We start from the raw sequence: 25,520 nt of genomic DNA on the forward strand, positions 1-25,520 counted from the left end.
TCCCTTATAACACTTGTTTAAACAATTCCTTAATTTCGCTCAACATCATTGCCGTTGCCCCCCATACCGTATAACCGTTTAATTTAAAGGCAGGTACCTCTACATTCCGGGCATAGGAGGTATTTAAAATTTGATGAAATATTTTCCCGTCATCCATAAAATCGTGCAATGGAACCTCCACTATGGCCGCCACTTCATCCACCTGTCTTATAAATGGTTTCTCCTTTCTATACAGCCCAAGGTATGGTGTAACCTCAAAATTACTAGGAGGTATATAGACTTCACTCATGGATCGGATTACGGTAATCTGTTCCCTAACGGCCCCCACTTCTTCCTGGGTTTCACGTAAGGCCGTCTCCAACAAATTTTGATCGCTCTTTTCCGCCTTGCCACCGGGCAATGCAATCTGATTACTGTGAATTCCCTTATACGTATTTCTCAGTATCAGAAGAAGGTGTGTCTGGAAATCCATATTTGGGTAAAAAAGAGCCATTACGGCAGCCTGTCTGGGGTTTTGTTTTATAATTTTACCGGATTCCAACTCTTTAATCCTCAACATCGGTGCCATTTTATATTGCGATGCACTCCCTGGAAGTTCTAGATTTTCTATTTTTGATATTCTGTTGGAAAAATCGTCAAAATGCACAAATCCTATTTTTGTAATTTTCAACAAAATTAATTAAAAAACAACCAACCCTTGGGCCATATAAATCATTTAACACACAGAACCCATCCTGACTTTTTTGATTGAAGTGAAAATTAGCTATTTTGAGTTTGATTGAAGGCATTTTTAAGTTACATAGCAGGGCTACGGAATGAAAAAATGACGAAAAGTAGGCTCAAAAGAGCAATTTTTTAACCAATTGGAAAAAGTCAGGATGGGTTCTAATTTAAAAAATAACAAAAATTACATGACACTTAAAGAGATTTCACTTTTCACCCTATTGTTTGTGTTCCTTTTTGGGAGCTGCAAAGATCGGCCGACTACCCAAGAAAACAAGCCCCCGAAAACCAATATTAAAAAAGATAGCACAATTGCCCAGGCACCTCCAAATGAGGAAAAAAAAGAGGAAGAGGCCTTTGAGCTCACCGAGGATAATGCCATTGAATTTTTCTTCAATTATAGCAAAACTTTAAAGGAGGACAAGGTAAAACTCACCACCAGCTTAGGGGACATTACGATACAGTTGTTCAACGACGTCCCCTATCATAAGGCCAACTTTATATACCTTACCAAAATGGGATATTTTAACAATACCTATTTCCATAGGGTTGTCAAAAACTTTATAATCCAAGGGGGCAATGCCGATAATGTGGAAACCGCAGAAAAAAGATCCAAAATAGGCCGATACCTTTTGCCCCCGGATACCCGAAAAGGGCACAAACACCATAGAGGAGTTGTATCCATGCCCAGCAGTGAAATTAACAACCCCCATAAATTGGCATCTCCCTACGAATTCTTTATCGTGGTTACCAAGCCAGGCTCCTATCACTTGGACGGAGGGTATACCCCATTTGGACAGGTGATAGACGGTATGGATGTCGTGGACAAGATCAACAGCCAACCTGTAGATAGCGGCGATTGGCCTTCCCAAAATATATATATTCTAAAAGCGGAGGCGATGAAGTAGACGGTTTACAATAAGCAATGAACAATTAGCAATGATCAATGGGCTTTTCCCTCCAAACATGGAGCCTCCGGCCCCTTTCAAATTTGGCAACCTTGAACTTTGAACATTCCAACATTCAACTTTAAACCAGACCCCCCTGCCAACTGCAACTGTCTACTGAAAACTGTTCAATCACAATACTCAATACTATGTACTCAATACACAATTTAACACACCTTGAACTTTGAACTTTGAACTTTGGACCTTGAACATTACCTGTCATCGCGGTAAATACTTGGAAGGGATATTTTAAATCTAACGGCAAGTATTCGGATCCCAATAACGATCAATATGGAAGCCACATAGGCATAGGCATCGTCATAGGGCAGTTTAAGCAAAAGAAAAAAACCAATACCACCCAATATACAAGCAGTAGCATATATTTCCTTCCTAAATATTACCGGTATTTCATTGCACAAAATATCCCGTATTACCCCTCCAAAACAAGCGGTTATGGTACCAAGGGCAATACACATTACGGGAGGTAGGCCCGACTCCAACCCATGGGAAATACCGACCATAGTGTACAGACCTATCCCGATAGTATCAAAAAGGAAGAGGGATTTCCTCAAATATTTCAATTGGTTCCTAAAAATAATGGCAAAGACAACCGTTCCTGCAATAACATACACATAGGTGGGTTCCTGCATCCACAAGACCGGAGTGTTTCCAATTAGCATATCCCTTAAAGTACCTCCTCCGGTTGCCGTTACAAAAGCAATGATGAAGACGCCAAAAAGATCCAATTTTTTATCCATGGCCACCAAAACCCCGGAAATGGCAAAGGAAATTATTCCCAATATATCAATTATAAAATAGAACATACGCTATGTTTTTTGGGTGTAAAAATTATAATCTTTTAGTACGGTGTCCAAATATGGAACGTCATAGAGATCCGAATTGGAATGTAAAAGACTTTCCACCTTATCCCTCAAAGCCTTCATAGTCCTATAATCATGGCTTTTTTTGGCAATATGCAAGGTTTCCTTGATAAGACGAACATCCCTATCGGTCAATATGGTAACATTGGTAAACTTAGGGACATAGGTTTCCGCCACCTCTTCCAAAATAGTATGTGAAATTTTAACTGCATTTTTTGTACTAATAACTACGGTGGCAGCGGCGGCATCCCCCAATCTTTGCTTTTTATCCGTAAATAAAATGGCCAACAATCCTACGGATCCAAAGAAAAGCCAAATATCCACCACACGAAGCATCCACCTAACCAATAAATTGGACCAATGTACCGGGGATCCGTCCAATCTTACCACTCTAATTTTCATGAGCATCTTCCCCACCGTTTGCCCATTGAAAAAGCTGTGCAATAGTAAGCTATAAAACATGGCCGGAAGAAAAATAAGGCTTACCAATCCTATTTGGGTCCAACTGTCATCGAACACATAACCTATAGCCTGTCCTATCAACTGTACCAGCACCGCATAGAGATATAGTATAAATCCGTCTATTAAAAAAGCGACTATCCTTTCCCCTATACCCACAATTTTATAATCCAGGTTTACATTTTGAGTTGTATTGATTTGAAGTTTGGACATATTAGTACTATTTTTATTTCTTAAAGGATTATCCCAGTATGCGCGAGGCCGCTTTTGTGAAGCAAAATAAAGAAAAATGGATAGCATTTGAAAAGGCTATCAGCTATAATGCCCACATTGACCCGGACGAACTCGCCAATGGCTACATTCAACTGACCAACGACCTTGCCTACGCGCAGACCTATTACGCAGGAAGCAAGACATTATTGTACTTAAATTCCTTGGCCTCCAGGGCACATCAAAAAATATATAGGAACAAAAAGGAGAACCGGAACAGGATTGTGGATTTTTGGAAGGTGGAATTTCCACTCTTCTTTAGGCAATATCACAGGAGCTTGGGCATCGCCTTTCTCATTTTTATGACCGCCTCTGTTATGGGCTGTATTTCCGTAATTAACGATGATACCTTTGTGAGGTTGATTTTAGGGGATGCCTATGTTAATGAGACCCTCAACAATATTGCCAATGGAGACCCTACGGCCATATACAAGGGAGGTAGTGAAATCGGCTCTTTTTTGGGAATTACCATAAACAATATCAAAGTGGCCTTTATGGCCTTTTCCTTTGGCGTAATTACGAGTATCGGCACTGCCTATATCCTATTCAATAATGGTGTAATGTTAGGTGCCTTCATTACTTTTTTTTACACTCAGGATGTCTTTTATCAGGCCAACAAGCAGATTTGGCTGCACGGCACCATAGAAATTTCGGTCATTATCATTGCCGGTTGCGCCGGACTGATCATGGGAAATAGTATCCTATTTCCCAAAACCTATTCCAGAAGGGTCTCCTTTATAAAAGGGGCCAAGGACGGATTAAAAGTAGTAATGAGCACGATTCCCTTTTTTATTATTGCCGGTTTTATAGAAGGGTTTATTACCCGTTATTCCAATATGCCCCCATGGTCGGCCTTGTTAATTATAGGTTGTTCCTTATTGCTCATCCTTTATTATTACGTTATTTATCCCATTTTGTTAAATCGATCGTATGCAAGTCAAAAATCAGAAAAAATTCATTGAACTAAGGGTCAATAGGGACTTTGGGGACATCATAAGTGTTTACTTCGAATTCTTTAAACAAAACCTTAAAAAATTTACCAATGTATTTCTAAGCTACAATGGTATTTTTCTAATAGGACTGTTGGTCGTTAGCTATTTACTGGTATCCGGAGCAATAGGCCTTATTACCAATAACCAAAACACGGTCCTGGATGCAGTTGGTTCCGGCAGTGAGGCCTATTTAATGTATTTTATATTTGGGGGCATTTTATTCTTTATAATTTTTCTTATGGTAGCGGTCCTAAATTACAGCCTTAGTACTTCCTATATGATAAAGTACGAAGAACGCAAAGGCCAGGATTTTGATAAGTCCGATGTTTGGGAAGAAATAAAAAACAATTTGGGGAGCATCGTTGTTTTTATTTTAATATTGATATTGCTCTTTTTTGGACTTATGGTCGCGGCCATAGTCCTGACCTTTATACCGCTGGCCGGAATGCTTGCCCAATATGTAATTCAATACTTCTTAATGGCATGGGTAGGGGTGTCCTTTTTTGTTATGCTGAAAGAGAAAAGAAGTGTTACGGATGCCCTTGGGGAAGGTTGGAACCTGGTGACCAAAAATTTTTGGAGGTCCGTGGGGGTGAATTTCATCCTAGGTTTCCTGATCGGGCTTTTATTCATGGTGGTCATTATGATTCCAGGGATTCTTATCGGGATCTACACTTTTCACGTAGTTCAAAATGATGTTGATCTAGGAGCTTCCTTGGTACCTACCATCATTTACACTTTGGGCACATGCCTATTGCTGATAATAGCGGTCTACTCACAATGTTTATCACAATTTGTAAATGGACTATTGTACTTTTCCCTGCACGAAAAAACATACAACTTAAATTCAAGAAGCAAAATAGACCAAATAGGATTGCAAGACCAGTGATTAAATTAACTGCCACCATTTACTGTATTTTTATACTATTCCCAGGTCTGGCCCAAAGGAAAAAGGATTCCCTTACCCTAACCCAGGACACCAACGACAAATTGGTTTTACGGGCATTGGATGAAAATCTGACACAAAAATATGCGGGAAAAGAATTTAACTACGACATCAAGGACGGGGAGTCACAAAATTTACTGGCACGTTTTCTCAATTGGATGATGAACGGACTCAAAAATGTATTTGGCATCGACATCCCCCATGGGGTTACCCAATTATTGGAATACCTTATCTATGGGCTCATGGGAGTTTTGGCCATCTACTTGCTTATACGGTTCCTGACCGGGGAAAATGCTTCCGCCATATTCAGGAAAAAAGAAGCTGCCATTGTACATCCAAATTGGGCAGAGGAACACATAGAAAGACTGGACCTGGATGCTTTGATAAGTGATGCCATACAACAAAAGAATTATAGATTGGCCATACGCTACCAATATTTAAAGGCATTAAAAACACTGTCCCAACACCAGATCATACAATGGCATTACGAAAAAACGAACAAGGACTACGAAAACGAAATAAAAGTCCCAAAAATAAGGCTCCTCTTTAAGGATGTTTCTTACTTATACGACCATATTTGGTACGGGGAACAGGAAATAGACGATCAAAAATACCGGGCCGCCCAGCTCATGTTTGCCACCCTAAACAATTTAAGTGCCCATGGATAAGCGTTCCAAAATAATCCTTGGGTTGTTCCTTGCCGTACTCATTGGTATTATACTAACCGAGATTGTACGCCCCAAGCCCTTGAACTGGAAGCCATCCTATACTTCCTCGGACAAAATTCCTTTTGGGTGCTATGTACTGTTCCATGAACTCCCCGATCTTTTTCCGGGGCAAAAAATACATGCTTCCAATGAAAGTTTGTACAACATCCTAACACAAAGGGATACCAATAGGACCTCCAGCTATGTATTGATCAATGATGTTCTGGATCTGGATAAACAGGAGGCCCATAAATTGCTTCAGTACGTACACGATGGCAATGATTCCTTTATAGCCGCATCCAACTTTGGGACCTATCTTGAGGACACCCTCAATCTGGAAATAAAAACCCAATATTCCATAACAGAAGATTCGGTACTGGTACATCTTACCAACAATTCATTTTCCAAACAAAATTATCCCTTAAACCGGGGAGTCTACAATACCCATTTTTCTTCAGTAGACACATTGAACGCAACAGTTTTAGGGTATATCGCCTTTAATTCGGATCAGGGCGCTTTTCCAACGGGACCCGATAAGAAAACCAAAGGTGTCAATTTTGTCAAGGTAAAATTCGGAAAGGGCAATTTTTACCTGAATACCACCCCACAAGCGTTTACCAACTACTATTTGTTAAGGGGCAATAAGGACTATGTGGCAAATACCCTTTCCTATCTCAAGGATATGGATGTCTATTGGGACAATTATAAAAAATCCGGGCGGATCGTAATAAACTCGCCCATGCGATTCATACTCAATCAAGTCTCCTTAAAGTGGGCCTATTACCTGGGTGTTGGCGGCCTATTGATCTTTATAATATTCAAGGCCAAAAGGGAGCAACGGATCATTCCTGTAATTGCCCCTTTGGAGAATTCATCCATAGAATTTGCCAAAACCGTAGGGGCGCTGTATTATGGGCACAGGGACTTTACAGATCTGATCTTTAAAAAAATAAATTTTTTCCTGGAACAGATGAGAAGTAATTACCATCTTAATACCGAAGTAATCAACGAAAAAACCGCTATGGATCTAGCGGCCAGATCGGGCAATCCACTGTTGGGAACGAAGGATCTTCTGGATTATATAGTGTACCTTAAAAATAAAAAGCAGCACAGTGAACAGGATGTGCTACAACTGAACAGAAAATTAAATCAATTTAAAAAATAGCGTATGGAAGAGAGTCGGCAAGGGGAAGGTTCCAGCCCGTTGGAATTTAAGAACAGAATAGACCTTGGTCAACTACAGGCCTCGGTGGCACAGGTAAAAACGGAGTTGGAAAGGGTGATTATTGGGCAACGGGACATGATCGAATTACTGATTATTTCCATCCTGGCCAATGGGCATTCCTTGATAGAGGGGGTACCCGGGGTGGCCAAAACCGTTACTGCCAAACTCTTGGCGAAGACCATGAACGTAGCGTTCAGCAGAATTCAATTTACACCTGACCTGATGCCAAGTGATATTTTGGGTACTTCCATTTTTAATGTGAAGACCTCGGAATTTGAGTTTAAAAAGGGCCCTTTGTTTTCCAATATTATCCTTATAGACGAAATAAACCGTGCCCCCGCCAAAACACAGGCGGCCTTGTTCGAAGCTATGGCAGAACGCCAAATTACCATGGACGGACAATCTTATGAAATGTCGTCACCATTTTTGGTGTTTGCCACCCAAAATCCTATAGAACAGGAAGGCACTTACCGACTTCCAGAAGCACAATTGGACCGATTCCTTTTTAAAATTAAAGTGGACTATCCGTCCTTGGAGGAAGAAGTAGCGATATTGGAGAGCAAACATCGCCAAAAAAACAAAAACTTGGAAAGTTTGATCGGTTCGGTGCTTACCGCAGACCAAATTGCCAGCTATCAAGAGGTTATTGGGAATATTATAATAGAGGACAATTTAATGAAATATATAGCCGCAATTGTCCATAATACCCGTAACAATGCCAATCTATACCTGGGGGCCTCCCCTAGGGCCTCCATAGCCATCATGGACGCTTCCAAGGCCCTGGCAGCTATCCAAGGTCGTGATTTTGTAACCCCGGACGATATTAAAAAAGTAGCGGCCCCAATATTGGGGCATAGGGTTATATTGACACCGGAAAGGGAAATGGAAGGATTTACATCGGATAAAGTGATACAACAAATTATGGATACCATTGAAATTCCAAGATAGCGAACAGAAACTGTCGGCAATTAAACATACTATAGTTACAAAGGGCAAATGAAAAAAATCCTAAGGGACATCTATCTCCAGAAGAGATTCTTTGTTGTATTGACCGGTATGGTCCTAGCTTTTCTTATTTCCTATATGGTGTCGGATATTTTTGGGGCAATAAAATTGTTGTTCTATATTTTTGCCCTACTTTTTTTGGTCGATATTATTTTGGTATTCGCTTCCAAAGGAAATATAAGGGGCCAGCGTCTTGTTCCCGAAAAATTTTCCAATGGGGATGAAAACGAAATTAAAATAAGCCTTTCCAATTCATATCTGTTCCCTGTTGGTTTGAAAATTTTGGATGAAATGCCACATCAATTTCAAAAGCGGGATTTCGGGATTTCCACACATCTTGGAAAGGGCAAGGTAAAGGTGTTCAAGTATTACCTGAGACCTACCGAGAGAGGCGTATATTCCTTTGGAAACTTAAATGTCTTTGCCCGCTCCCCTATTGGTTTTATCTCCAAAAAATACACCTTTGACCAGGAGCAGCAAGTCCCGGTATATCCCTCCTTCTTACAATTGAGAAAGTACGATCTTATGGCCTTTACCAATAAACTCTTCGAATACGGCATAAAGAAAATTCGCCGTATAGGCCATACTATGGAGTTCGAGCAGATAAAGGATTATGTTTTAGGGGATGATATCCGGAACATTAACTGGAAGGCAACGGCAAAAAAAGGTGGCCTGATGGTAAATCAGTTTCAGGATGAAAGATCGCAGCCTATTTATTCCATAATCGATAAGGGTAGGGTTATGAAAATGCCCTTTAACGGCCTTAACCTACTGGATTATGCCATTAATGCCACCTTGGTTATTTCCCACATCGCCCTAAAAAAGCAGGACAAGGCCGGAATATTTGCCTTTAACCGAAAAATTGAAAACCGGGTAGTGGCAGAGAGACGAAGTGCTCAAATGAACCTGATACTAGAAACACTTTATAATTTGGAGACCAATTTTGAAGAAAGTGATTACAACCGATTGTACGCCGATATTAAAAGAAGCATTACACAAAGGAGCCTGTTGTTGCTCTATACCAATTTTGAGACCTTGGATGCCCTAGTAAGGCAACTCCCCTACTTACAGGCTTTGGCCAAGCAGCATTTATTGGTGGTCATTTTCTTCGAAAATACGGAATTGATCAAGTTTACAGAGGAAAAAGCCGAGACCGTTCAACAAATATTTGAAAAAACAATTGCCGAAAAGTTCATTTATGAAAAGAAGCTTATCGTTAACGAACTAAGGAAATACGGTATTCAGGCCATATTGACCAAACCGGAGAACCTGACCGCTAATACCATCAACAAATATTTGGAAATAAAGGCGAGGGGAATAATCTGAGATGTGGTAAGAAACAACTCTTAAAGGTTACTGACCAAAATCAATTCCGTTCCTTGGGCTTAAGGTTACCCATGCCACAGTTTTCTTTTTATTTTTCTTCCTTGAGAAAAGATTAATGGTAACCCCTACAGTTAACCCTCCCAAAACCGTTGCTGCCAGGTCTTCATTATCCCACCCCTTATATTGGTGTTCATCATAGGCCTCTTTGGCCAAACCTACCAGTAAACTGGATGTAAAAGCCCCTACAATTCTCCAATTGGGATCCTTATTGGATATTTTATCGGCTATTTTGGCCCCAATAAACCCACTAGCGGCACCAGCTGCAAAATGCAACACCTTATCCTCTTGAAATTGCGCTCTAAGTGGTAAAGCCGAAATAAAAATGAACATGACTATAATTATTCCTTTCATCTGTTAATATTTATTGCCTGCCTGTTCGGCAGACAGGTTTTTAAAGGTCAGACCTGCCCGACATCATCATTCCCGTCCGCACCGGAACGGGCGGACAGGCGGGTGCAATTCGCCACTAATTATCTCGGTGGGGATTAAGATTTGTTATTCCTCATTTCATTTTAAAAAGATACTTAGTTCCCCATTGGCACTTTTAGGTTGGAACCAAAAAAAATTATGTAAATTGCCTACAACCCTATAATACAAAATATATGGATTCCAATTATACTAAAATATTTTCCGGCAATTTTATTTTGGCACAGGGCATAATAAATCAACTAAAAGAAGTGGGCATAGTTCCTATAATCAAAGATGAATCGGAATCTGGTAGACTGGCAGGTTTTGGATCTGCCATACAAGGAAACCAGGAAATATATGTCCACTCCGATGAGTTGGAAAAAGCGAAGCCCATTGTACAGGAAGTTTTAAAAACTTAAAGGATAAATAGAACAAATAAGTTCACTTAACCATGTTCTAACGTAATTATATGGCATAGCGTCTAAGCTTTTAATGTGATTCCGCTTCAAAAAAAGTAAAAAATTAGATATCCTTCACCCCTGCCTTGGCTTGGGTAAATTCCTCCATCATGTCCGTCACAATTTGGGCGGCGGGTTTAATGTTGTGGATCAGTGCGGCCACCTGGCCAATTTCCAACTCCCCTTCTTCCAGATCGCCCTCGAACATCCCTTTTTTGGCCCTGGCCCTACCCAATAGGGACTTTAGTTCCTCTACCGTTGCAGATCTGGCATAGGCCTTTTGTATATCGTTAAAGAATTTGTTTTTTATCAATCGTACCGGTGCCAATTCCTTTAAGGTGAGTTGCGTGGCACCCTCACCTGCCTCAACCACTTTTTCCTTGAATAGTGGGTGGGACGAGGCTTCATTGCTCGCCACAAACCTACTGCCTACTTGCACCCCATCGGCCCCCAAGACCATAACGGCCAACATGGCCCTGCCAGTGGCTATGCCCCCGGCAGCTATTAAAGGGATACTTATTTTTTCTTTAACCGCAGGAATCAATGTCAGGGTAGTGGTCTCCTCCCTACCATTATGCCCTCCAGCCTCAAAACCTTCCGCAACAATGGCATCCACCCCTGCCTCCTCAGCCTTTTGGGCAAATTTTACGCTGCTCACCACGTGCACTACAATAATGCCCCTTTCCTTTAAATAGTTGGTCCAGGTTTTAGGGTTTCCTGCCGAAGTAAACACAATCTTCACATCCAGCTCCACTATTATCTCCATGAGCTTTTCAATTTCCGGATACAGCATGGGCACGTTGACCCCAAAAGGATTATTTGTGGCCAACTTACATTTCCCTATATGTTCCCTAAGTACTTCCGGGTACATGGACCCTGCTCCTATGATCCCCAATCCCCCGGCATTGGAAACGGCAGAAGCCAAACGCCATCCACTGGCCCAAACCATACCGGCCTGGATTATGGGGTATCGAATTCCAAAAAGATCGGTAATTCTATTTCCCATTAGTTTTTTATCAATTTAAATTCCTTGCGAACCCCATCCACATTTACATGCACAATATACATGGCCCTGCTTAAATTTTCTACGGATACTTCCTCGTTGGCCTGATTAAGCCGTCTTTCCAGAATTCGTTTTCCGTATGTATCGAATAGCATTAAATGGGCACTCCCATAAGTCTCGGGAAGCAGTACTTGAAACTCGGTACTGGAGGGATTCGGAAATAGGTACAAATCATCCCCAAGATTTGATATATCTATTCCCAATTTTGCCAGGGGGATAGAAAAATTGGGTATTCCATAACCCATTTCAGCATTTGGATTTTGATATCGGGAAGACGATTCCCGTACCATCGCCATAATCTCCATATTGTTTTTTTCCGGGAATGCCTGCCATAAGGAAGCGATGGCACCGGCCATTAGGGGCGAAGCAAAGGAAGTCCCATTATTTTTCACCAATCTACCATCAGGGCCTATTACCGCTGCTCCCGCACCCAAGGCCATCCCATCCGGCTTAAACCTTCCATCGGCACTTGGCCCCCTGGAACTAAAGGCCACATAATTGCCAGCGGTATCCACCGCCCCTACCCCAAACACATCGGCATCTGCAGGAGCCGTAATTATACCCCAAGAACTATCCCCGGAATTCCCGGCAGAATTTACGACCAGTATCCCTTTTTCAGTTGCTATATTGGCCCCTCTGGAAATAAACGCGGTATTTCCGTCCATATCCACTGGGGAGTAATTATACCTTGGATCATCATAGGTACTATAGCCCAGGGAACTGTTAATAATATCTACCCCAAGGCTATCTGCCCGCTCAGCGGCCTCTACCCAATAACTTTCCTCCACCGGGGTTTCGGTCACGGCATCCTCGGTTCTAAAAAGAAGATAACTGGCATCCGGTGCGGCCCCCACAAATTGTCCGTCCACAAAACCGGCCATATCGGACAATACCCTTGTACCGTGATCATTTCCGTTAGTTGCATAAATATTTGTTGACCGAACAACAAAATCATACCCTCCCCATAAATCATTGTTCATGCGTAAACGACCAAATGCCTCCATTTGATCCACATAGGGGAAGCCACTATCCAAAACGGCAATTAAAAGGCCATCCCCTGTATAATTATTTTGGTGAAGAACAGGTACCCCCAATTGTTGCAGCTGTACCTCACTTTGTCCATAGACAAAATCGGCCCCTTGTTCCAGAAACTTGTTGATATGATTGTTGATCTGATCTGCCATATGTATACCCGGGTCGGATTTGGCATTTATACCCTTATCGGCATAAGAAATATGATCCACGAACGGAAGGTCCATTAAGGAGGCAATATCCGATACATTACCAAGAACGTGAACACAATTGAACCATTTGGACTTCGCCTTTACCGTAATTCCCGTTTGAAGTTTCAATTGGGCAATATAAGCCTCGCTCACAGGTACATCCCTTTCATCTATGGCAATATTAAATCTACCTTTTTTTTGTATTGCCCTTGCAGATAAAATGCTTGATGGATTTAAAAGGGACTCTTCTACCCTGTCCTTATCTTTAAAATATACCCATGCGTGTTCTTGGGCCCTTCCCCAAACCGAGAATATTACAAACAATAAAAGGGTTGCCCTGGCCATCTTAAGAGATTACCCCTGAACCTACCAATTCCTCTCCTATATACCAAGCTACAAATTGCCCCTCCGTAATAGCCGATTGTTTTTCAGCGAAATCCACATACACCCCGGCATCTACCCTATAAAGTGTTGCCTTTTGTAAAGGCTGACGGTATCTTATCCTGGCCATCACCTCCATAGTCCGGTCCATTTCCAATGCCATATCTGTACGGACCCAATGCAGTTCATCATTGTTTACAAACAAGGTCCTGCGGTAAAGGCCCGGATGGCCCTTGCCCTGACCGGTATAGATTATATTTTGATCAACATCGGTCTCGATTACGAACAAGGGTTCTTTGGTTCCCCCTACGTCCAAGCCCTTGCGCTGTCCTTTTGTAAAATAGTGGGCCCCCTGGTGTTCCCCTACCACTTTTCCATCAGTTGGTTCATAGTGTGGTTTTTCCGCATAATAGGCCAATTCCTCCAATTTGGAATTAAACTTGGGAATATCGCTCCCATAATGCTCCAATACCGCAGGAACTTCCACAATGACCCCTTTTTTTGGCCTTAACTTCTGTTGCAAGAATTCTGGCAAACGCACTTTTCCGATAAAGCAGAGCCCTTGGGAATCTTTTTTATCCGCAGTGATCAAATCGTTTTCGGCTGCAATTTTACGTACTTCTGGTTTCTGTAATTCACCAATAGGGAACAAGGTTTTGGAAAGTTGTTCCTGGGAAAGCTGACATAAAAAATAGGATTGGTCCTTATTTGCGTCCGCCCCGGCCAGTAACTGATATGTTTCTGTTCCATCCCCATTTTTAATGACGCCCTTTCTACAGTAATGTCCTGTTGCCACATAGTCTGCGCCAAGCTGTATGGCAATTTTCATAAACACATCAAATTTTATTTCCCTATTGCAAAGCACATCGGGATTTGGTGTTCTTCCTTTTTCGTATTCCCTGAACATATAGTCTACGATACGTTCCTTGTATTGGGCACTTAAGTCTACGGTTTGAAAGGGTATTCCCAACTTCTCCGCAACTATAAGGGCATCATTGCTGTCCTCCAACCAAGGGCATTCCTTGGAAATGGTCACGGAATCGTCATGCCAGTTCTTCATAAAAAGGCCTATAACCTCGTACCCCTGCTCCTTTAGTAGATATGCCGTAACACTGGAATCCACCCCGCCGGAAAGTCCGACTACCACCTTTTGCATCTGTAATTCTTTATTGTTTACCCTTGGTCGCTGCAAACCGTTTATGGCTTACAAATCCTATGCAAAAATACGAAATTGAAATTTGCCCGCTATAAAAATATAGTCCGTCTATATTGAGGTATTGTCCAATAGCCAAGTACTGAACAATTGTAGCGTTAATAAGAATCGATCTCAAAATATCTATGGACTTGTATATACTTTTTAGAATGCATAGCAATTAAAATGAAAGTACCTTCCACCAAGAAAATGGAGAATTAAATTCAAGAAAAAATACCCTTACATCAAAAGAAGCCACTTTAGCATACTAAAATGGCAACTTTACAACTATTAATTTTATACAGATTAAAAAAACATAATCTTTGGAGTCCCAAATCTTACCAAACTAAACCCAATCAATACTAAAAACCCCGACCTGATGGCCGGGGTTTTTGTTTTTAAAATTATCCCAACACTTCAATCTTCCACCTCAAGGACTACACCTATCCCAAGCAGATCTTAACACGGCTCTAAGTTATATAGACAAATTAAATTGGGTGGAAGGCTGTTTCCCGGTAGAAAATCGCAGAAGATGTCCAAAAAAAATGCCTGAAAAAATTCAGGCACCTTAATCATTTGTTTAAAAAACAGTTACTTACTTCTTTCCTATCTTTTTCTGTTCCTCGGCCTGCTCCATCATCTCGCGCATCTTCTTTTGAAACTTATTTTCCTTCTTTGGTTTCTTTTTGTTCTCCTGTATCTGGGCGTGGATCTTTTCCTCGTCCAAAATAAAATTCTTGATGGCCAGCATAATAAAAATGGTTATCAAGTTGGACACAAAATAGTACAGACTTAGTCCACTGGCATAATTGTTAAAGAATACCAACATCATCAAGGGGGACAAATACATGATAAATTTCATATTGGGCATTCCGGGCTGCGTCTGCATGTTCTGACCAGTGGTCATCATCATATAAAAGAATATGGCTACAGAGGCCAATATTGGGAACAGACTTACATGGTCCCCATAAAACGGAATATTAAACGGCAATTGTGCTATAGCATCATAGGAAGAAAGGTCATCTGCCCACAGAAACGATTTCTGTCTTAGCGCAAACGAAGTAGGGAAAAACATAAACAGGGCATAAAAAATGGGCATCTGCAACAAAGCAGGTACACAACCACTCATTGGGCTTACCCCAGCCTTGTTGTACAATTTCATGGTCTCCTGCTGCTTTTTCATGGCATTGTCCTTAAACTTCTCGTTAAGCTCGGTGATTTCAGGTTTCAAAACCTTCATTTTGGCCTGGGACAAATAAGACTTGTAGGTTGCAGGAGACATAATCAGCCTTACCAAAATAGTCATGACCACGATAGCGATACCATATGGTAAAAAAGAACTCAAAAAAGTATATACGGGAGTAAAGATATACCTATTGATCCATCCAAAAATACCCCAACCAAAAGGAATGGAGTCATCGAGTCCCAATTCTTTGTACTGTGCCAAAACCTTTACATCGGTTGGCCCATAGTACCAATTAAAATTATAGGCCAACTCCCCACCTTCCAATTTCAAGGGCACCTCGGCAGCAAACTCCTTGGTAAACTGTTGGGTATGACTTTCCTCTTCCACCAAATTTACCGAATTCAATTTAGCCGTTTCAAACTTATTGGCATAGGTAAGAATGGAACTAAAGAAATGCTGCCTGTAAGAAATCCATTTTAAATCCACTTCCGTTTCCTCATCCTCACTGCCTTCTGACAATTTACTTATTTTATCGCCATCGTGATTATAGGTAACCCTGGTATATCTGTTTTCATATTCGATACTTTTGGAATGGCGGATCGTTTTCATCTTCCAATCCAGATCAATGGGCTTAGAAGTATTCAAAATTCCATTTAGGCCTTGGGACCGAACCGTAAAACCAATCATATATTCGTCAGGTTTCATTTCGTAACGATATTCCAAGAACTTGTCCGATGCTACCTTGGCTTTCATGGAAAGTACCTGATTTTCGCCAGATTTGGCAAGAGTGGGTTCAAAGTACAAGTCGTTGGTGTTTAAAACCCTATTGTCCGAAGTACTGAAATTAAGGGCAAAATTGGCATTGCCATCTTTAATCAGATAAACGGGAATGGAATCATAGGTTACGTAACCTTTCATCTTCGCTTCAATAATCTGACCTCCCCTATTGTTTATTTCCAAATAAACAACATCGTTTTCCAATACTGTGGTCCCCTCCGTAGGAGCCGTGTAACCAAAGGCACCTATAGCGCTTTTATAGCCTGCCACGGCCATTGAATCCTGTAGGTCGATCGTCTTGGGTGGGGCAACCCCCTCTTTGGTAGAATCGGCCTTTTGCATTTCAGCGGCCTTCAGCTGTTCTTGTTTTGCCTTCTGTGCTTCCAGCTCTTCCGGTGTTGGCTGATTCTGCCAAAACATAAAAATAAGAATACCAAAAATCAGTACAAAACCGATTATGGTATTAATATCCAATTTCTTTTCCTCCATCTAAAGTTTAATTTAAAATATTATCGGCAGGGATACGGACAGCATCTACGTTCCCAACAGATTGAATCAGCTTGCAAATATATGCCCAATTAGGCTATAAATGCCAAACTGGCATAGTTTATTGCTTTCCTTCCTTCTGATGCTTTAAAGCGGCTTTTATAAACCCTACGAACAATGGGTGCGGATTGTCTACCGTACTCTTGTATTCTGGGTGATATTGAACCCCAATAAACCAAGGATGGGCAGGAATTTCTACTATTTCCACTAATCCGGTTTCATTGTTTATTCCGGAAGCGACCAGTCCGGCCTTCTCCAATTGTTCTTTATAATTGTTGTTAAACTCATAACGATGACGGTGGCGCTCTGAAATTTCGGATGCCCCGTGATAGATCTTTTGTACCAGACTGCCCTTTTCCAAACGACAGTCCCAAGCTCCCAATCTCATAGTACCTCCCTTGTTGACAATATTCTTCTGCTCCTCCATAATACTGATTACGGGATCAGGAGTATTTTCATCCATCTCGGTGGAATTCGCTTTTTTAAGATCAAGTACATTTCTGGAATACTCTATTACTGCCATTTGCATCCCCAAACATATGCCCAAAAATGGTATCTTATTTTCACGGGCAAATTGCACCGCCTTAATTTTCCCTTCTATTCCCCTTTCACCAAAGCCTGGTGCTACCAAGATACCGTCAAGACCTTGCATCTTCTTTTCAATATTCTTGACGGAAAGATGTTCGGAATGAATGGATATAACCTTTACTTTTACATGGTTCACCGATCCGGCATGGATAAAGGATTCCAGAATGGATTTATAGGAATCCTGCAATTCCACATACTTCCCAATGAGACCTACGGTAACTTCATTTTTTGGGTTCTTGTGCCATTGTAAAAATTGGTTCCAATTGGTAAGATCGGGAACTACGTTGTCCGGCAGTGCCAACTTCTTTAAGGTAACGGTATCCAATCCTTCCTGTTGCATTAAAATAGGCACGTCATATATGGTAGACGCATCAATGGATTGTATTACCGCCTCCCTTTTAACATTGCAAAAAAGTGCCAATTTATCCTTGAGGTCGTCCGGAATCTCGTGTTCGGTCCTACACACCAGAATGTCTGCCTTAATACCGCTTTCCATTAAAGTCTTTACGGAATGTTGGGTTGGTTTTGTTTTTAACTCCCCGGCCGCAGAAAGATAGGGCACCAAGGTTAAATGTACAACGATCCCATTATTATCGCCCAACTCCCATAACAACTGACGTACCGCCTCTATATAAGGCAAGGATTCGATATCCCCGACCGTACCACCTATTTCTGTAATAACAATATCATATTCTCCACTTTTTCCCAATAATTGGATACGCTCCTTTATTTCATTGGTGATATGGGGCACCACCTGAACGGTTTTTCCCAAAAATTCACCCCTACGTTCCTTTTCAATAACGCTTTGGTAAATTCTTCCAGTGGTTACATTATTGGCCTGTGAAGTCCTAACATTTAAAAATCGTTCATAATGACCCAAATCCAAATCGGTCTCGGCCCCATCATCGGTAACATAACATTCACCATGCTCATAGGGATTTAAAGTTCCCGGATCAACATTTATATATGGGTCCAATTTTTGGATGGTAGTTCTGTAACCCCGGGCCTGTAATAATTTGGCAAGAGAGGCTGCTATGATCCCTTTTCCGAGGGATGAGGTAACCCCACCGGTTACAAAAATATATTTGGTCTGCGACATGAAGCGTTAGGTTGAATTCGTAACGCGAGCAAAAATACGAATTGCTATAACAATTCACTGATATTATTGGGGAAAATCTTTTTGAATTTTACGAATTAGACCCTCAAGTCCATTAATTTTGATTTCCAGCATGGCCCTTAACAAATTTCCCAGCTTTCCCTCCGGAAAACCACTTTGCTGAAACCATACCAAATAAGGTTCGGGCAGTTCCACCAAATATCTTCCCTTAAATTTACCAAATGGCATTCTATAATGTGCCAATTCTATTAATTGTCTCTTGTCCGGAACTACATTCATGCTAAAAAATCTACCCAAAGATACCACCTTCAAAAATGCTTCCCAAGTTTTTGAATAAAATCCATTTCCAAAAGTACCATAGTATTATGTTAAGTATGTTTTATCAATATATTCAGGTCTCGACTCCGCTCGACCGGACAATCGATAGTCACTTCACAGTTGAGAGGTCATTTCAAGATTTACTTTACACTAATATCCTGTTAACCCTAGTCCATTTTCAACATTCTATTTCCAATTTTCGTATTTTTAAGACAAATCGCCTATCTTTATACGCGTACAAATTACATTTATAATAGCTTAACATATTGCATGGTACCCCAACTGTATTCTAAAATATACAGAAAATAGGTCTATACAAACTGTAGGCGGGGCAAGTATACATGGCGTATCGGAAAGCAACCCATATAGCACCTTCAATACTAATTAAAGCAGAACAGATGAAACGAAGAACATTTATAGGAACCTCAGCAGTGGCATCGGTTGGCATGCTTACTTACAAAACTGGAAATGCAATGGAGCCGAACAAAAATGAAGCAACAAAATTAAAGAACAACATCAACCACAGTGTATGTTATTGGTGCTATGGGAGCATCCCACTTGAGGATTTCCTAAACTCCTTAAAAGAACTGGGCATAAAAAGTATAGACCTAATCGGCCCCAAAGACTGGCCAATACTTAAAAAATACAATATTAATTCCTCCATGTGCAATGGGGCGGAAATTAGCCTTACCGAAGGATGGAACGACCCCCAATATCATGAAACCTTAATTAAGAATTATTCGGAAATGATTCCCAAGGTGGCAGCGGCAGGCTATACCAATCTTATCTGCTTTAGTGGAAATAGAAGGGGCATGGATGATGCCGTTGGACTTCAAAACTGTGTGGACGGATTAAGTAAGATTATGCCACTGGCAGAAAAACACGGGGTGGTAATACAAATGGAGCTATTGAATTCCAAAGTAAACCACGAGGATTATATGTGCGATCATACCGAATGGGGCGTGCAATTGTGCAAAAAATTGGGATCCAACAATTTCAAACTGCTTTATGATATTTACCATATGCAGATCATGGAGGGCGATATTATTAGGAATATCCAAGACTACCATTCGTACTTTGGACATTATCATACCGGCGGCAATCCTGGCCGAAATGAAATAAATGAAACCCAGGAGTTGTATTATCCGGCAATAATGAAGGCAATATTGGCCACAGGCTTTAAAGGACATGTAGCGCAGGAATTTATCCCAACCTGGGACGATAAAATAGCCGCCCTAAAAGAAGGAGTAACTATTTGCGACGTATAGTAGATTTAGGAGACCGGACAATAGATACTGGACACTGGACCTATTGCTTGTGTTGAAGGTTCAAAGTTTGAAGTTCAAAGTTTCAAAAATCTAACGTCTAGAATCTAATCGTTCAGGATCTTTTTGATATTCTTATTCCATGACAGTTGCTGCACAGTATCCCTGGAAAAGTTGGTCTCGGAGTCATATTGGTTCTGATAGTTGTTCAGTTCATGTAGTATATTCCTATAAATTTCCTTTACCTCGTACTTTGCATTGCCTGTAAATTGGGTCGTGTCCAGAATTCGCCTCAATTTTCTGGCAAACACTTCAGCTATATCAAAATGCAATTGCTCATGTCCCAAGATGGTCGGATTGGCCAGTTTAGGTATGTACCATGATTTCTCCGGATAAAAATAGGTATCCACCTTAAAATCAAGTACCATTTTATCATTGGTTCCCTGGGCGGAAAAACTGTAGGTAATACCGCTGGCCGTGATAGCGGCGGCACCGGAATTAGCGGACGGCCTTCCCTTAAAATCGGACCAGGACAATTTCCTTTCCGGGGTCCATAAAACCACCTCATCTTCCTGAGCATAGGCCATATGGAGCATACCCCAAATAAAAAACAATATTGCTTTCCTTAAAGATCCCACTGGAAAGTGATATTCCTTTCGATGTCCGGATGCAAACTGTAATGTACGGGGCAGGTACGGGCCGTATGCTCCAATATTCTTCTGTGCTTGTCAGAAATTATGCTAGGCAGATTAAATTTAACATCGATCCTGGAAATCCGTCGCGGATCTGCTGCCATATGCTTTATAACTTCGGCAGTGGAATTCTCCAAATCCAATTCCAGCCCCCTGGCCTTTATTCCCATAACGGAAAACATACAACTGGCCAAACCCGTGGCAACGGTATCCGTTGGAGAAAATGCCTGTCCCAGGCCATGATTGTCCAATGGTGCATCCGTAATAAAGGAATTCCCGGATCTAATATGCTCGCAGCGTGTTCTAAGATTACCGGTATATGTTACTTTTGAGGTCATTGGAATCAATCCTTTAGTTCTATAATATTCATATTCTCATATCCGAGAATGTAGGAAGCCCTATTGTAATACCCGGAAGAGATATCCTTGTTAAAATTAAATTTATTACCTACATATTCGGTCTCCCCAACCAATTTGGATGCATTTACCAGATTATTTTTATACGCTAATTTCAAAAGTAGGTCGTAAGTAAGGTCAAAACCCCTAACCGCATATTCATCCGGGTCCGCGCCATATTTGGCCCTGTACAATTTTACAAAACCATTCTCCCCGATTTCACGGGAAGCCGAAGGAAAGGTAAACTTCAAATTGGAAAGATGGGAATAGGAAACCACCTCACTGTCAAAAGCCTTGTTCTTGTCGGTTGTAAAAAGACGTATCCCTACCTCCTTACTTATCAATGAATTAAGCAAAGAACCTACGTGATATACCACATTGGCCTGGTCCGTCTCCAAGAACACCCAATTCTCTGTCTCCTTGGAAAGTAGCTTGCTAATTTTCGCGATATCTACCGTTCTATCCTCCTTTAAGGCCACTATTTTGGCCCCAGGGAACTTCATCAACAAGGTAGATTCGACAGGTTTGTTCTTTTGATCCGCAATAATGATTACGTTTTCCTTGGTTCTCAATTCCTCAACATAGTCCAACATATGCTCTTCCAACACCTTTTCTGAAGGAAGGGCAAAAAATACATTGTTCAAACTCAAATCGCTCCTATCGGTCAAGGGTGCAATTACGGGTACTCCGTACTCCGAAGCTTGGAGCGCAACCTCTTTTAGGGATTGGGCCTCCAAAGGACCAAAAATTGCGGATACCCCGATTAAATTTTCCCTTTGCAATATACCCTTGGTGCGATTCAAGTCCAATTGGGTATCATAGGTTTTAACATCTACGGAGATTCCCAGTTTGGCTACCGAATCCAAAGCAACCATCGCCCCGGAATAAAGTCCCAAACTATATTTTACGTCCTTTCTGTTCTCGATGGCACTTTTGGCAGATGTGTTATCGTTCAAATCCAACCTATCCAATCTAAACGGCAGAAGAAACACCAATTTCGGTCGATTTAATGTATTGATACTGTCCCTTAGGTTGATCTTATCCAGGATAAGCGCATTTTTTACGTCAAAATTTCCTTTCTGGGCCTTGGGCAGTTTCAAGACCATTCCCGCCTTTAACCCATCCTTTAATTCTGGATTAAGTTCCAATAATTCCTTATAGGTAACACCAAATTTACGGGTTAACGAAAACTCGGTCTGCTTTGGTTTCACCTCATAAAAATTATAATTCTCAATATTGACCTCACCCGTCTCCATCTTTTTTACCGATATCCTAAGTACCATCCCTTCCTTTAGCCCTCCCCTCTCTTTAATTTCAGGATTCATGGCTATAATTTCGTTGGCGGTCAATCCAAATTTTTTCTCCAGACTATAAAAAGTCTGTTTGGCCGGAACGGTATAGGAATTGTACAATTGGGTTTCTTGATCCTGTATGGAGCTCCCCAATATCTTTGGCAATAGAAGCTCCTGCCCTAAGGACAGGTAATCGGTTATTTTGGACAATTTTGGGTTTAAGGCCAATAAACTATCAATAGTGATCCCATACTTATTGGCTATACTCCAGCGTGTTTCCTTGGGTTGCACGGTATAGATTTCGTAATTATCCTCAATATACGTTTTTTGGGAAGGGTCTATCCTTTTATATTTGGGTATCTTAAGGATCATGCCTTTTTTCAACTGAGCGGAATACAACTCTGTATTGTACCGTTTAATATCGTCCTCCGAAATATTGTACTGTCTGGAAATACCGAACAGGGTTTCCTTTCTTTTGGCCCTATGCGATGTATAGCCAATGGGTTCGCGCTCTTGAGTGCCGGACGTATCACCTTGCAAAGCCTGCAATAAGGTGCCTACTTCCGGAACACTGTCTTTTTTTACAACTACCGCGGTAGACGATGGTATCACCAAAATGGTATTGGCCCTTAAGGCCTGACCTTTTTTTATCTCCTTATTGTAATTTAGTATTCCCTGCTCGCTAACATGGTATCTTTTTGCGATACTTTCCAAGGTTTCCCCAGCTTTAACAGAATGCGTCGTGAACTTTTGTGCAATTGCATTGATGCCCACCAACATGAACAAAAATGTTATCAATAATACTTTTCTATGTATTTTCATCTATTTAAAAATTTTTATAATCTGAAAATGAGTATAATAAAAATTTTCTGCATAGATCAACCGCTGTGCTTTCGCACAAAAAATTTAATTATTTCGGTGGGAATGCAAAAAATTAAATTTGTTTATGCTCATTTCACAAGTATGGATTTTATTTGTTCTATTTAATTAAGCCTTGTACACCTTGGAGAACGAACATAAACACAACAATGTTATAGAACTCATTTAAACTTTTCTCAATTGGCTAAAAAATCGCTCTTTTTCGCCCACTTTTCACCTTTTTCTTGTTCCGTAGCCCTGCTATGCAACTCAAAAAGAGTTTCAATTGGACAAAAACTAGCTGATTCCTGCCCGTACCGGATCGGGCGGGTTCGCTTCAATCAGAAAAGTTTAAATGAGTTCACAATAAAAATTATTGCGCAACAAGGGACATAAAATTTCGATGTACCTGCCGTTAAACTATTCCCATTCGATGGTCGCTGGCGGCTTGGAACTAATATCATATACCACTCTATTTACACCCCTAACCTTATTTATAATGTCATTAGAGGTTTTTTGCAAGAATTCGTAGGGCAGATTAACCCAATCCGCTGTCATCCCGTCCGTGCTTTCCACCGCTCTTAACGCTACACATTTTTCGTAGGTCCGTTCATCTCCCATTACCCCTACACTATTGACCGGCAAAAGCATAGCACCCGCCTGCCAAACCTTATCATAAAGCCCCCATTCCTTTAAACCGTTGATAAAAATGGCATCTACTTCCTGTAAAATAGCCACTTTCTCCCGAGTAATATCCCCAAGGATACGTATGGCCAAGCCCGGTCCCGGAAAGGGATGTCTTCCCAACAGCTCCTTGTTTATTCCCAAAGTGGCACCTACACGTCTAACCTCATCCTTGAACAACATTCTTAATGGCTCCACTACCTTCAATTTCATATAATCCGGTAATCCACCAACATTATGATGGCTCTTTATGGTCGCTGACGGACCTCCTGTGGCAGAGACCGACTCTATAACATCAGGATATATAGTTCCCTGGGCCAGCCATTTTGCATCTTCCACCAAGTGGGATTCATCATCAAAGACCTCTATAAAAACCCTCCCTATGGCCTTTCTTTTTTTCTCCGGATCACTTTCCCCTTCCAAACTATCCAAAAAGCGTGCCGAAGCGTCCACCCCCTTCACATTTAGGCCCATTCCCTTATATTGGTCCAATACCGATTGGAATTCATTTTTCCGCAACAGTCCGTTATTCACAAAAATACAGTGCAAATGCTTTCCGATCGCTTTGTGCAACAAGACTGCCGCTACCGTGGAATCCACTCCCCCGGAAAGGCCAAGAATTACCTTTTCACCACCGATTTTAGCCTTCAATTCCGCAACGGTAGTTTCCACAAAGGAATCCGGGGTCCATGTCTGGGCTACCCCAGCTATATGGACCAGAAAGTTTTCCAACAACTTTTTCCCGTCCGTAGTATGGTATACTTCCGGGTGAAATTGTATGGCATAGGTATCTTCCCCTTTTAGCCTATAGGCCGCATTTTCCACATCATGGGTACTTGCCAATTTAATGGCGCCTTCGGGCAATTCCTTTATGGTATCGCTATGGCTCATCCAAACCTGGCTACCTTCGGAAATCCCATCAAAGAAGGATTCCCTATGATCTATAAAGGACAATTTTGCCCTGCCGTATTCACGGGTGTTGGAAGGAGCTACATTGCCACCGTTAAAGTGCGCCAAATATTGGGCCCCGTAACAAACCGCCAACAATGGCTTTTTCCCTTTTATTTGAGACAGATCAGGATGTGGTGCATCATCCCCCCTTACCGAAAAAGGAGATCCTGATAGTATTACTGCCTTATATTCCGATAAATCGTCGGGCAAATGGTTGAACGGTTTTATTTCGCAGAAAATATTAAGTTCCCTTACCCTTCTAGCGATGAGCTGTGTATATTGGGAACCAAAATCTAATATGAGGACGTTATTTTGCATGGGCAAAAATAGTAATTTGAAGTTTTTGAAAAAGTATCTTTAGGGGATAATAATCACAAAACTTATAAACAGGAAGATATTACGCCCATATTTTGCCTATACACCCATTAAATAGAAGCAACTTTAACCGAATCGAATAAAATGTCTGTCAAAAAAACCAATGATCGGATTTGAACAGGGAGAAAATTTGGTTCCATTTCAAAAATTTATTCCTTAAGGACAAGAAAAAGCCCGGTAACCAACCGGGCTTACTAATCAAAACCAACC

23 protein-coding genes are annotated in these 25,520 nt (G+C 41.2%); 9 read left to right on the forward strand and 14 right to left on the reverse strand.

Annotated elements, in window-relative coordinates; all coding sequences use genetic code 11:
- Positions 1-4: 4 nt before the first annotated feature.
- Positions 5-670: a CoA pyrophosphatase gene (locus D0S24_RS16590; protein WP_262921961.1), complete on the reverse strand. Its 666-nt coding sequence runs from the start codon at positions 668-670 to the stop codon at positions 5-7.
- A gap of 241 nt (positions 671-911) precedes the next feature.
- Here D0S24_RS16590 and D0S24_RS16595 point away from each other — a divergent pair, with 241 nt between their 5' ends.
- Positions 912-1,631 (forward strand): peptidylprolyl isomerase, encoded by a 720-nt coding sequence (locus tag D0S24_RS16595; RefSeq protein WP_117021073.1) that lies wholly within the window; start codon positions 912-914, stop codon positions 1,629-1,631.
- A gap of 251 nt (positions 1,632-1,882) precedes the next feature.
- Here the strand turns inward: D0S24_RS16595 and D0S24_RS16600 are convergent, their stop codons facing one another.
- Positions 1,883-2,494, reverse strand: coding sequence for a trimeric intracellular cation channel family protein (locus D0S24_RS16600; protein WP_117020947.1), 612 nt, complete (start codon positions 2,492-2,494; stop codon positions 1,883-1,885).
- 3 nt (positions 2,495-2,497) lie between these two features.
- Positions 2,498-3,223: an RDD family protein gene (locus D0S24_RS16605; protein ID WP_117020948.1), complete on the reverse strand. Its 726-nt coding sequence runs from the start codon at positions 3,221-3,223 to the stop codon at positions 2,498-2,500.
- Between the two features lie 38 nt (positions 3,224-3,261).
- On the opposite strand from D0S24_RS16605, the gene D0S24_RS16610 reads away from it, so the two are divergent.
- Genes D0S24_RS16610 through D0S24_RS16635 form a run of 6 tightly spaced genes read left to right on the forward strand, consistent with a single transcriptional unit; the run spans position 3,262 to position 9,481 of the window.
- Complete coding sequence (locus D0S24_RS16610) at positions 3,262-4,242, forward strand: stage II sporulation protein M (protein WP_117020949.1); 981 nt, start codon at positions 3,262-3,264, stop codon at positions 4,240-4,242.
- Positions 4,211-5,161, forward strand: a complete 951-nt coding sequence (locus D0S24_RS16615; protein WP_117020950.1) for a hypothetical protein — start codon at positions 4,211-4,213, stop codon at positions 5,159-5,161. Before D0S24_RS16610 ends, D0S24_RS16615 begins: the two co-directional genes overlap by 32 nt.
- A complete protein-coding gene (locus tag D0S24_RS16620; protein WP_117020951.1) occupies positions 5,158-5,886 on the forward strand; it encodes a hypothetical protein in 729 nt (242 codons plus the stop codon). The genes D0S24_RS16615 and D0S24_RS16620 overlap by 4 nt, the downstream gene beginning before the upstream one ends.
- A complete protein-coding gene (locus tag D0S24_RS16625) occupies positions 5,879-7,090 on the forward strand; it encodes a DUF4350 domain-containing protein (protein WP_117020952.1) in 1,212 nt (403 codons plus the stop codon). The genes D0S24_RS16620 and D0S24_RS16625 overlap by 8 nt, the downstream gene beginning before the upstream one ends.
- Positions 7,091-7,093: 3 nt before the next feature.
- A complete protein-coding gene (locus D0S24_RS16630; protein WP_117020953.1) occupies positions 7,094-8,098 on the forward strand; it encodes a MoxR family ATPase in 1,005 nt (334 codons plus the stop codon).
- 48 nt (positions 8,099-8,146) lie between these two features.
- The gene (locus D0S24_RS16635) at positions 8,147-9,481 is read left to right on the forward strand and encodes a DUF58 domain-containing protein (RefSeq protein WP_117020954.1); all 1,335 of its coding nucleotides are present in this window, start codon (positions 8,147-8,149) and stop codon (positions 9,479-9,481) included.
- A gap of 27 nt (positions 9,482-9,508) precedes the next feature.
- Here D0S24_RS16635 and D0S24_RS16640 read toward each other — a convergent pair whose 3' ends face one another.
- Positions 9,509-9,892 (reverse strand): hypothetical protein, encoded by a 384-nt coding sequence (locus tag D0S24_RS16640; protein WP_117020955.1) that lies wholly within the window; start codon positions 9,890-9,892, stop codon positions 9,509-9,511.
- 251 nt (positions 9,893-10,143) lie between these two features.
- Between D0S24_RS16640 and D0S24_RS16645 the strand changes: the two genes are divergently transcribed.
- Positions 10,144-10,368, forward strand: coding sequence for a putative signal transducing protein (locus tag D0S24_RS16645; protein WP_117020956.1), 225 nt, complete (start codon positions 10,144-10,146; stop codon positions 10,366-10,368).
- A gap of 103 nt (positions 10,369-10,471) precedes the next feature.
- Here D0S24_RS16645 and D0S24_RS16650 read toward each other — a convergent pair whose 3' ends face one another.
- The 6 genes from D0S24_RS16650 to D0S24_RS16675 form a co-directional block, all read right to left on the reverse strand.
- Positions 10,472-11,413, reverse strand: a complete 942-nt coding sequence (locus D0S24_RS16650) for a nitronate monooxygenase family protein (protein WP_117020957.1) — start codon at positions 11,411-11,413, stop codon at positions 10,472-10,474.
- Entirely contained in the window at positions 11,413-13,038 is a 1,626-nt protein-coding gene (locus tag D0S24_RS16655) for a S8 family serine peptidase (RefSeq protein ID WP_117020958.1), read from the reverse strand. Before D0S24_RS16655 ends, D0S24_RS16650 begins: the two co-directional genes overlap by 1 nt.
- Position 13,039: 1 nt before the next feature.
- Positions 13,040-14,230: a tRNA 2-thiouridine(34) synthase MnmA gene (mnmA, locus tag D0S24_RS16660; protein ID WP_117020959.1), complete on the reverse strand. Its 1,191-nt coding sequence runs from the start codon at positions 14,228-14,230 to the stop codon at positions 13,040-13,042.
- Between the two features lie 631 nt (positions 14,231-14,861).
- On the reverse strand, positions 14,862-16,718 hold the full coding sequence (yidC, locus tag D0S24_RS16665) for a membrane protein insertase YidC (RefSeq protein WP_117020960.1): 1,857 nt from the start codon (positions 16,716-16,718) through the stop codon (positions 14,862-14,864).
- 118 nt (positions 16,719-16,836) lie between these two features.
- Positions 16,837-18,462, reverse strand: a complete 1,626-nt coding sequence (locus D0S24_RS16670; RefSeq protein WP_117020961.1) for a CTP synthase — start codon at positions 18,460-18,462, stop codon at positions 16,837-16,839.
- A 63-nt stretch (positions 18,463-18,525) separates the two neighbouring features.
- Entirely contained in the window at positions 18,526-18,759 is a 234-nt protein-coding gene (locus tag D0S24_RS16675) for a DUF3820 family protein (RefSeq protein WP_072862729.1), read from the reverse strand.
- Between the two features lie 437 nt (positions 18,760-19,196).
- Between D0S24_RS16675 and D0S24_RS16680 the strand changes: the two genes are divergently transcribed.
- Positions 19,197-20,066 (forward strand): hydroxypyruvate isomerase family protein, encoded by an 870-nt coding sequence (locus D0S24_RS16680; RefSeq protein ID WP_117020962.1) that lies wholly within the window; start codon positions 19,197-19,199, stop codon positions 20,064-20,066.
- Positions 20,067-20,170: 104 nt separating this feature from the next.
- Here the strand turns inward: D0S24_RS16680 and D0S24_RS16685 are convergent, their stop codons facing one another.
- The 4 genes from D0S24_RS16685 to guaA all read right to left on the reverse strand — a co-directional run bounded on the left by D0S24_RS16685 (position 20,171) and on the right by guaA (position 25,253).
- Complete coding sequence (locus D0S24_RS16685; RefSeq protein WP_251795813.1) at positions 20,171-20,677, reverse strand: DUF922 domain-containing protein; 507 nt, start codon at positions 20,675-20,677, stop codon at positions 20,171-20,173.
- Positions 20,678-20,688: 11 nt separating this feature from the next.
- Positions 20,689-21,093: an OsmC family protein gene (locus tag D0S24_RS16690; RefSeq protein ID WP_117020963.1), complete on the reverse strand. Its 405-nt coding sequence runs from the start codon at positions 21,091-21,093 to the stop codon at positions 20,689-20,691.
- A gap of 5 nt (positions 21,094-21,098) precedes the next feature.
- A complete protein-coding gene (locus tag D0S24_RS16695; RefSeq protein WP_117020964.1) occupies positions 21,099-23,264 on the reverse strand; it encodes a LysM peptidoglycan-binding domain-containing protein in 2,166 nt (721 codons plus the stop codon).
- 456 nt (positions 23,265-23,720) lie between these two features.
- Entirely contained in the window at positions 23,721-25,253 is a 1,533-nt protein-coding gene (gene guaA / locus D0S24_RS16700; protein ID WP_117020965.1) for a glutamine-hydrolyzing GMP synthase, read from the reverse strand.
- Between the last annotated feature and the right edge of the window lie 267 nt (positions 25,254-25,520).

The organism is Arenibacter sp. P308M17 (assembly GCF_003426735.1).
In the GTDB taxonomy this organism is placed as follows: domain Bacteria; phylum Bacteroidota; class Bacteroidia; order Flavobacteriales; family Flavobacteriaceae; genus Arenibacter.

Bases quoted from the DNA above. Each gene is read 5' to 3' on its own strand.
- D0S24_RS16630 (WP_117020953.1), top strand. From the start codon at position 7,094: ATGGAAGAGAGTCGGCAAGGGGAAGGTTCCAGCCCGTTGGAATTTAAG.
- D0S24_RS16615 (WP_117020950.1), top strand. From the start codon at position 4,211: ATGCAAGTCAAAAATCAGAAAAAATTCATTGAACTAAGGGTCAATAGG.
- D0S24_RS16655 (WP_117020958.1), bottom strand. From the start codon at position 13,038: ATGGCCAGGGCAACCCTTTTATTGTTTGTAATATTCTCGGTTTGGGGA.
- D0S24_RS16675 (WP_072862729.1), bottom strand. From the start codon at position 18,759: ATGAATGTAGTTCCGGACAAGAGACAATTAATAGAATTGGCACATTAT.
- yidC (WP_117020960.1), bottom strand. From the start codon at position 16,718: ATGGAGGAAAAGAAATTGGATATTAATACCATAATCGGTTTTGTACTG.
- D0S24_RS16690 (WP_117020963.1), bottom strand. From the start codon at position 21,093: ATGACCTCAAAAGTAACATATACCGGTAATCTTAGAACACGCTGCGAG.
- D0S24_RS16605 (WP_117020948.1), bottom strand. From the start codon at position 3,223: ATGTCCAAACTTCAAATCAATACAACTCAAAATGTAAACCTGGATTAT.
- D0S24_RS16640 (WP_117020955.1), bottom strand. From the start codon at position 9,892: ATGAAAGGAATAATTATAGTCATGTTCATTTTTATTTCGGCTTTACCA.
- D0S24_RS16670 (WP_117020961.1), bottom strand. From the start codon at position 18,462: ATGTCGCAGACCAAATATATTTTTGTAACCGGTGGGGTTACCTCATCC.
- D0S24_RS16650 (WP_117020957.1), bottom strand. From the start codon at position 11,413: ATGGGAAATAGAATTACCGATCTTTTTGGAATTCGATACCCCATAATC.
- D0S24_RS16645 (WP_117020956.1), top strand. From the start codon at position 10,144: ATGGATTCCAATTATACTAAAATATTTTCCGGCAATTTTATTTTGGCA.
- D0S24_RS16610 (WP_117020949.1), top strand. From the start codon at position 3,262: ATGCGCGAGGCCGCTTTTGTGAAGCAAAATAAAGAAAAATGGATAGCA.
- D0S24_RS16600 (WP_117020947.1), bottom strand. From the start codon at position 2,494: ATGTTCTATTTTATAATTGATATATTGGGAATAATTTCCTTTGCCATT.
- D0S24_RS16595 (WP_117021073.1), top strand. From the start codon at position 912: ATGACACTTAAAGAGATTTCACTTTTCACCCTATTGTTTGTGTTCCTT.
- D0S24_RS16635 (WP_117020954.1), top strand. From the start codon at position 8,147: ATGAAAAAAATCCTAAGGGACATCTATCTCCAGAAGAGATTCTTTGTT.
- D0S24_RS16695 (WP_117020964.1), bottom strand. From the start codon at position 23,264: ATGAAAATACATAGAAAAGTATTATTGATAACATTTTTGTTCATGTTG.
- mnmA (WP_117020959.1), bottom strand. From the start codon at position 14,230: ATGCAAAAGGTGGTAGTCGGACTTTCCGGCGGGGTGGATTCCAGTGTT.
- D0S24_RS16625 (WP_117020952.1), top strand. From the start codon at position 5,879: ATGGATAAGCGTTCCAAAATAATCCTTGGGTTGTTCCTTGCCGTACTC.
- D0S24_RS16680 (WP_117020962.1), top strand. From the start codon at position 19,197: ATGAAACGAAGAACATTTATAGGAACCTCAGCAGTGGCATCGGTTGGC.
- guaA (WP_117020965.1), bottom strand. From the start codon at position 25,253: ATGCAAAATAACGTCCTCATATTAGATTTTGGTTCCCAATATACACAG.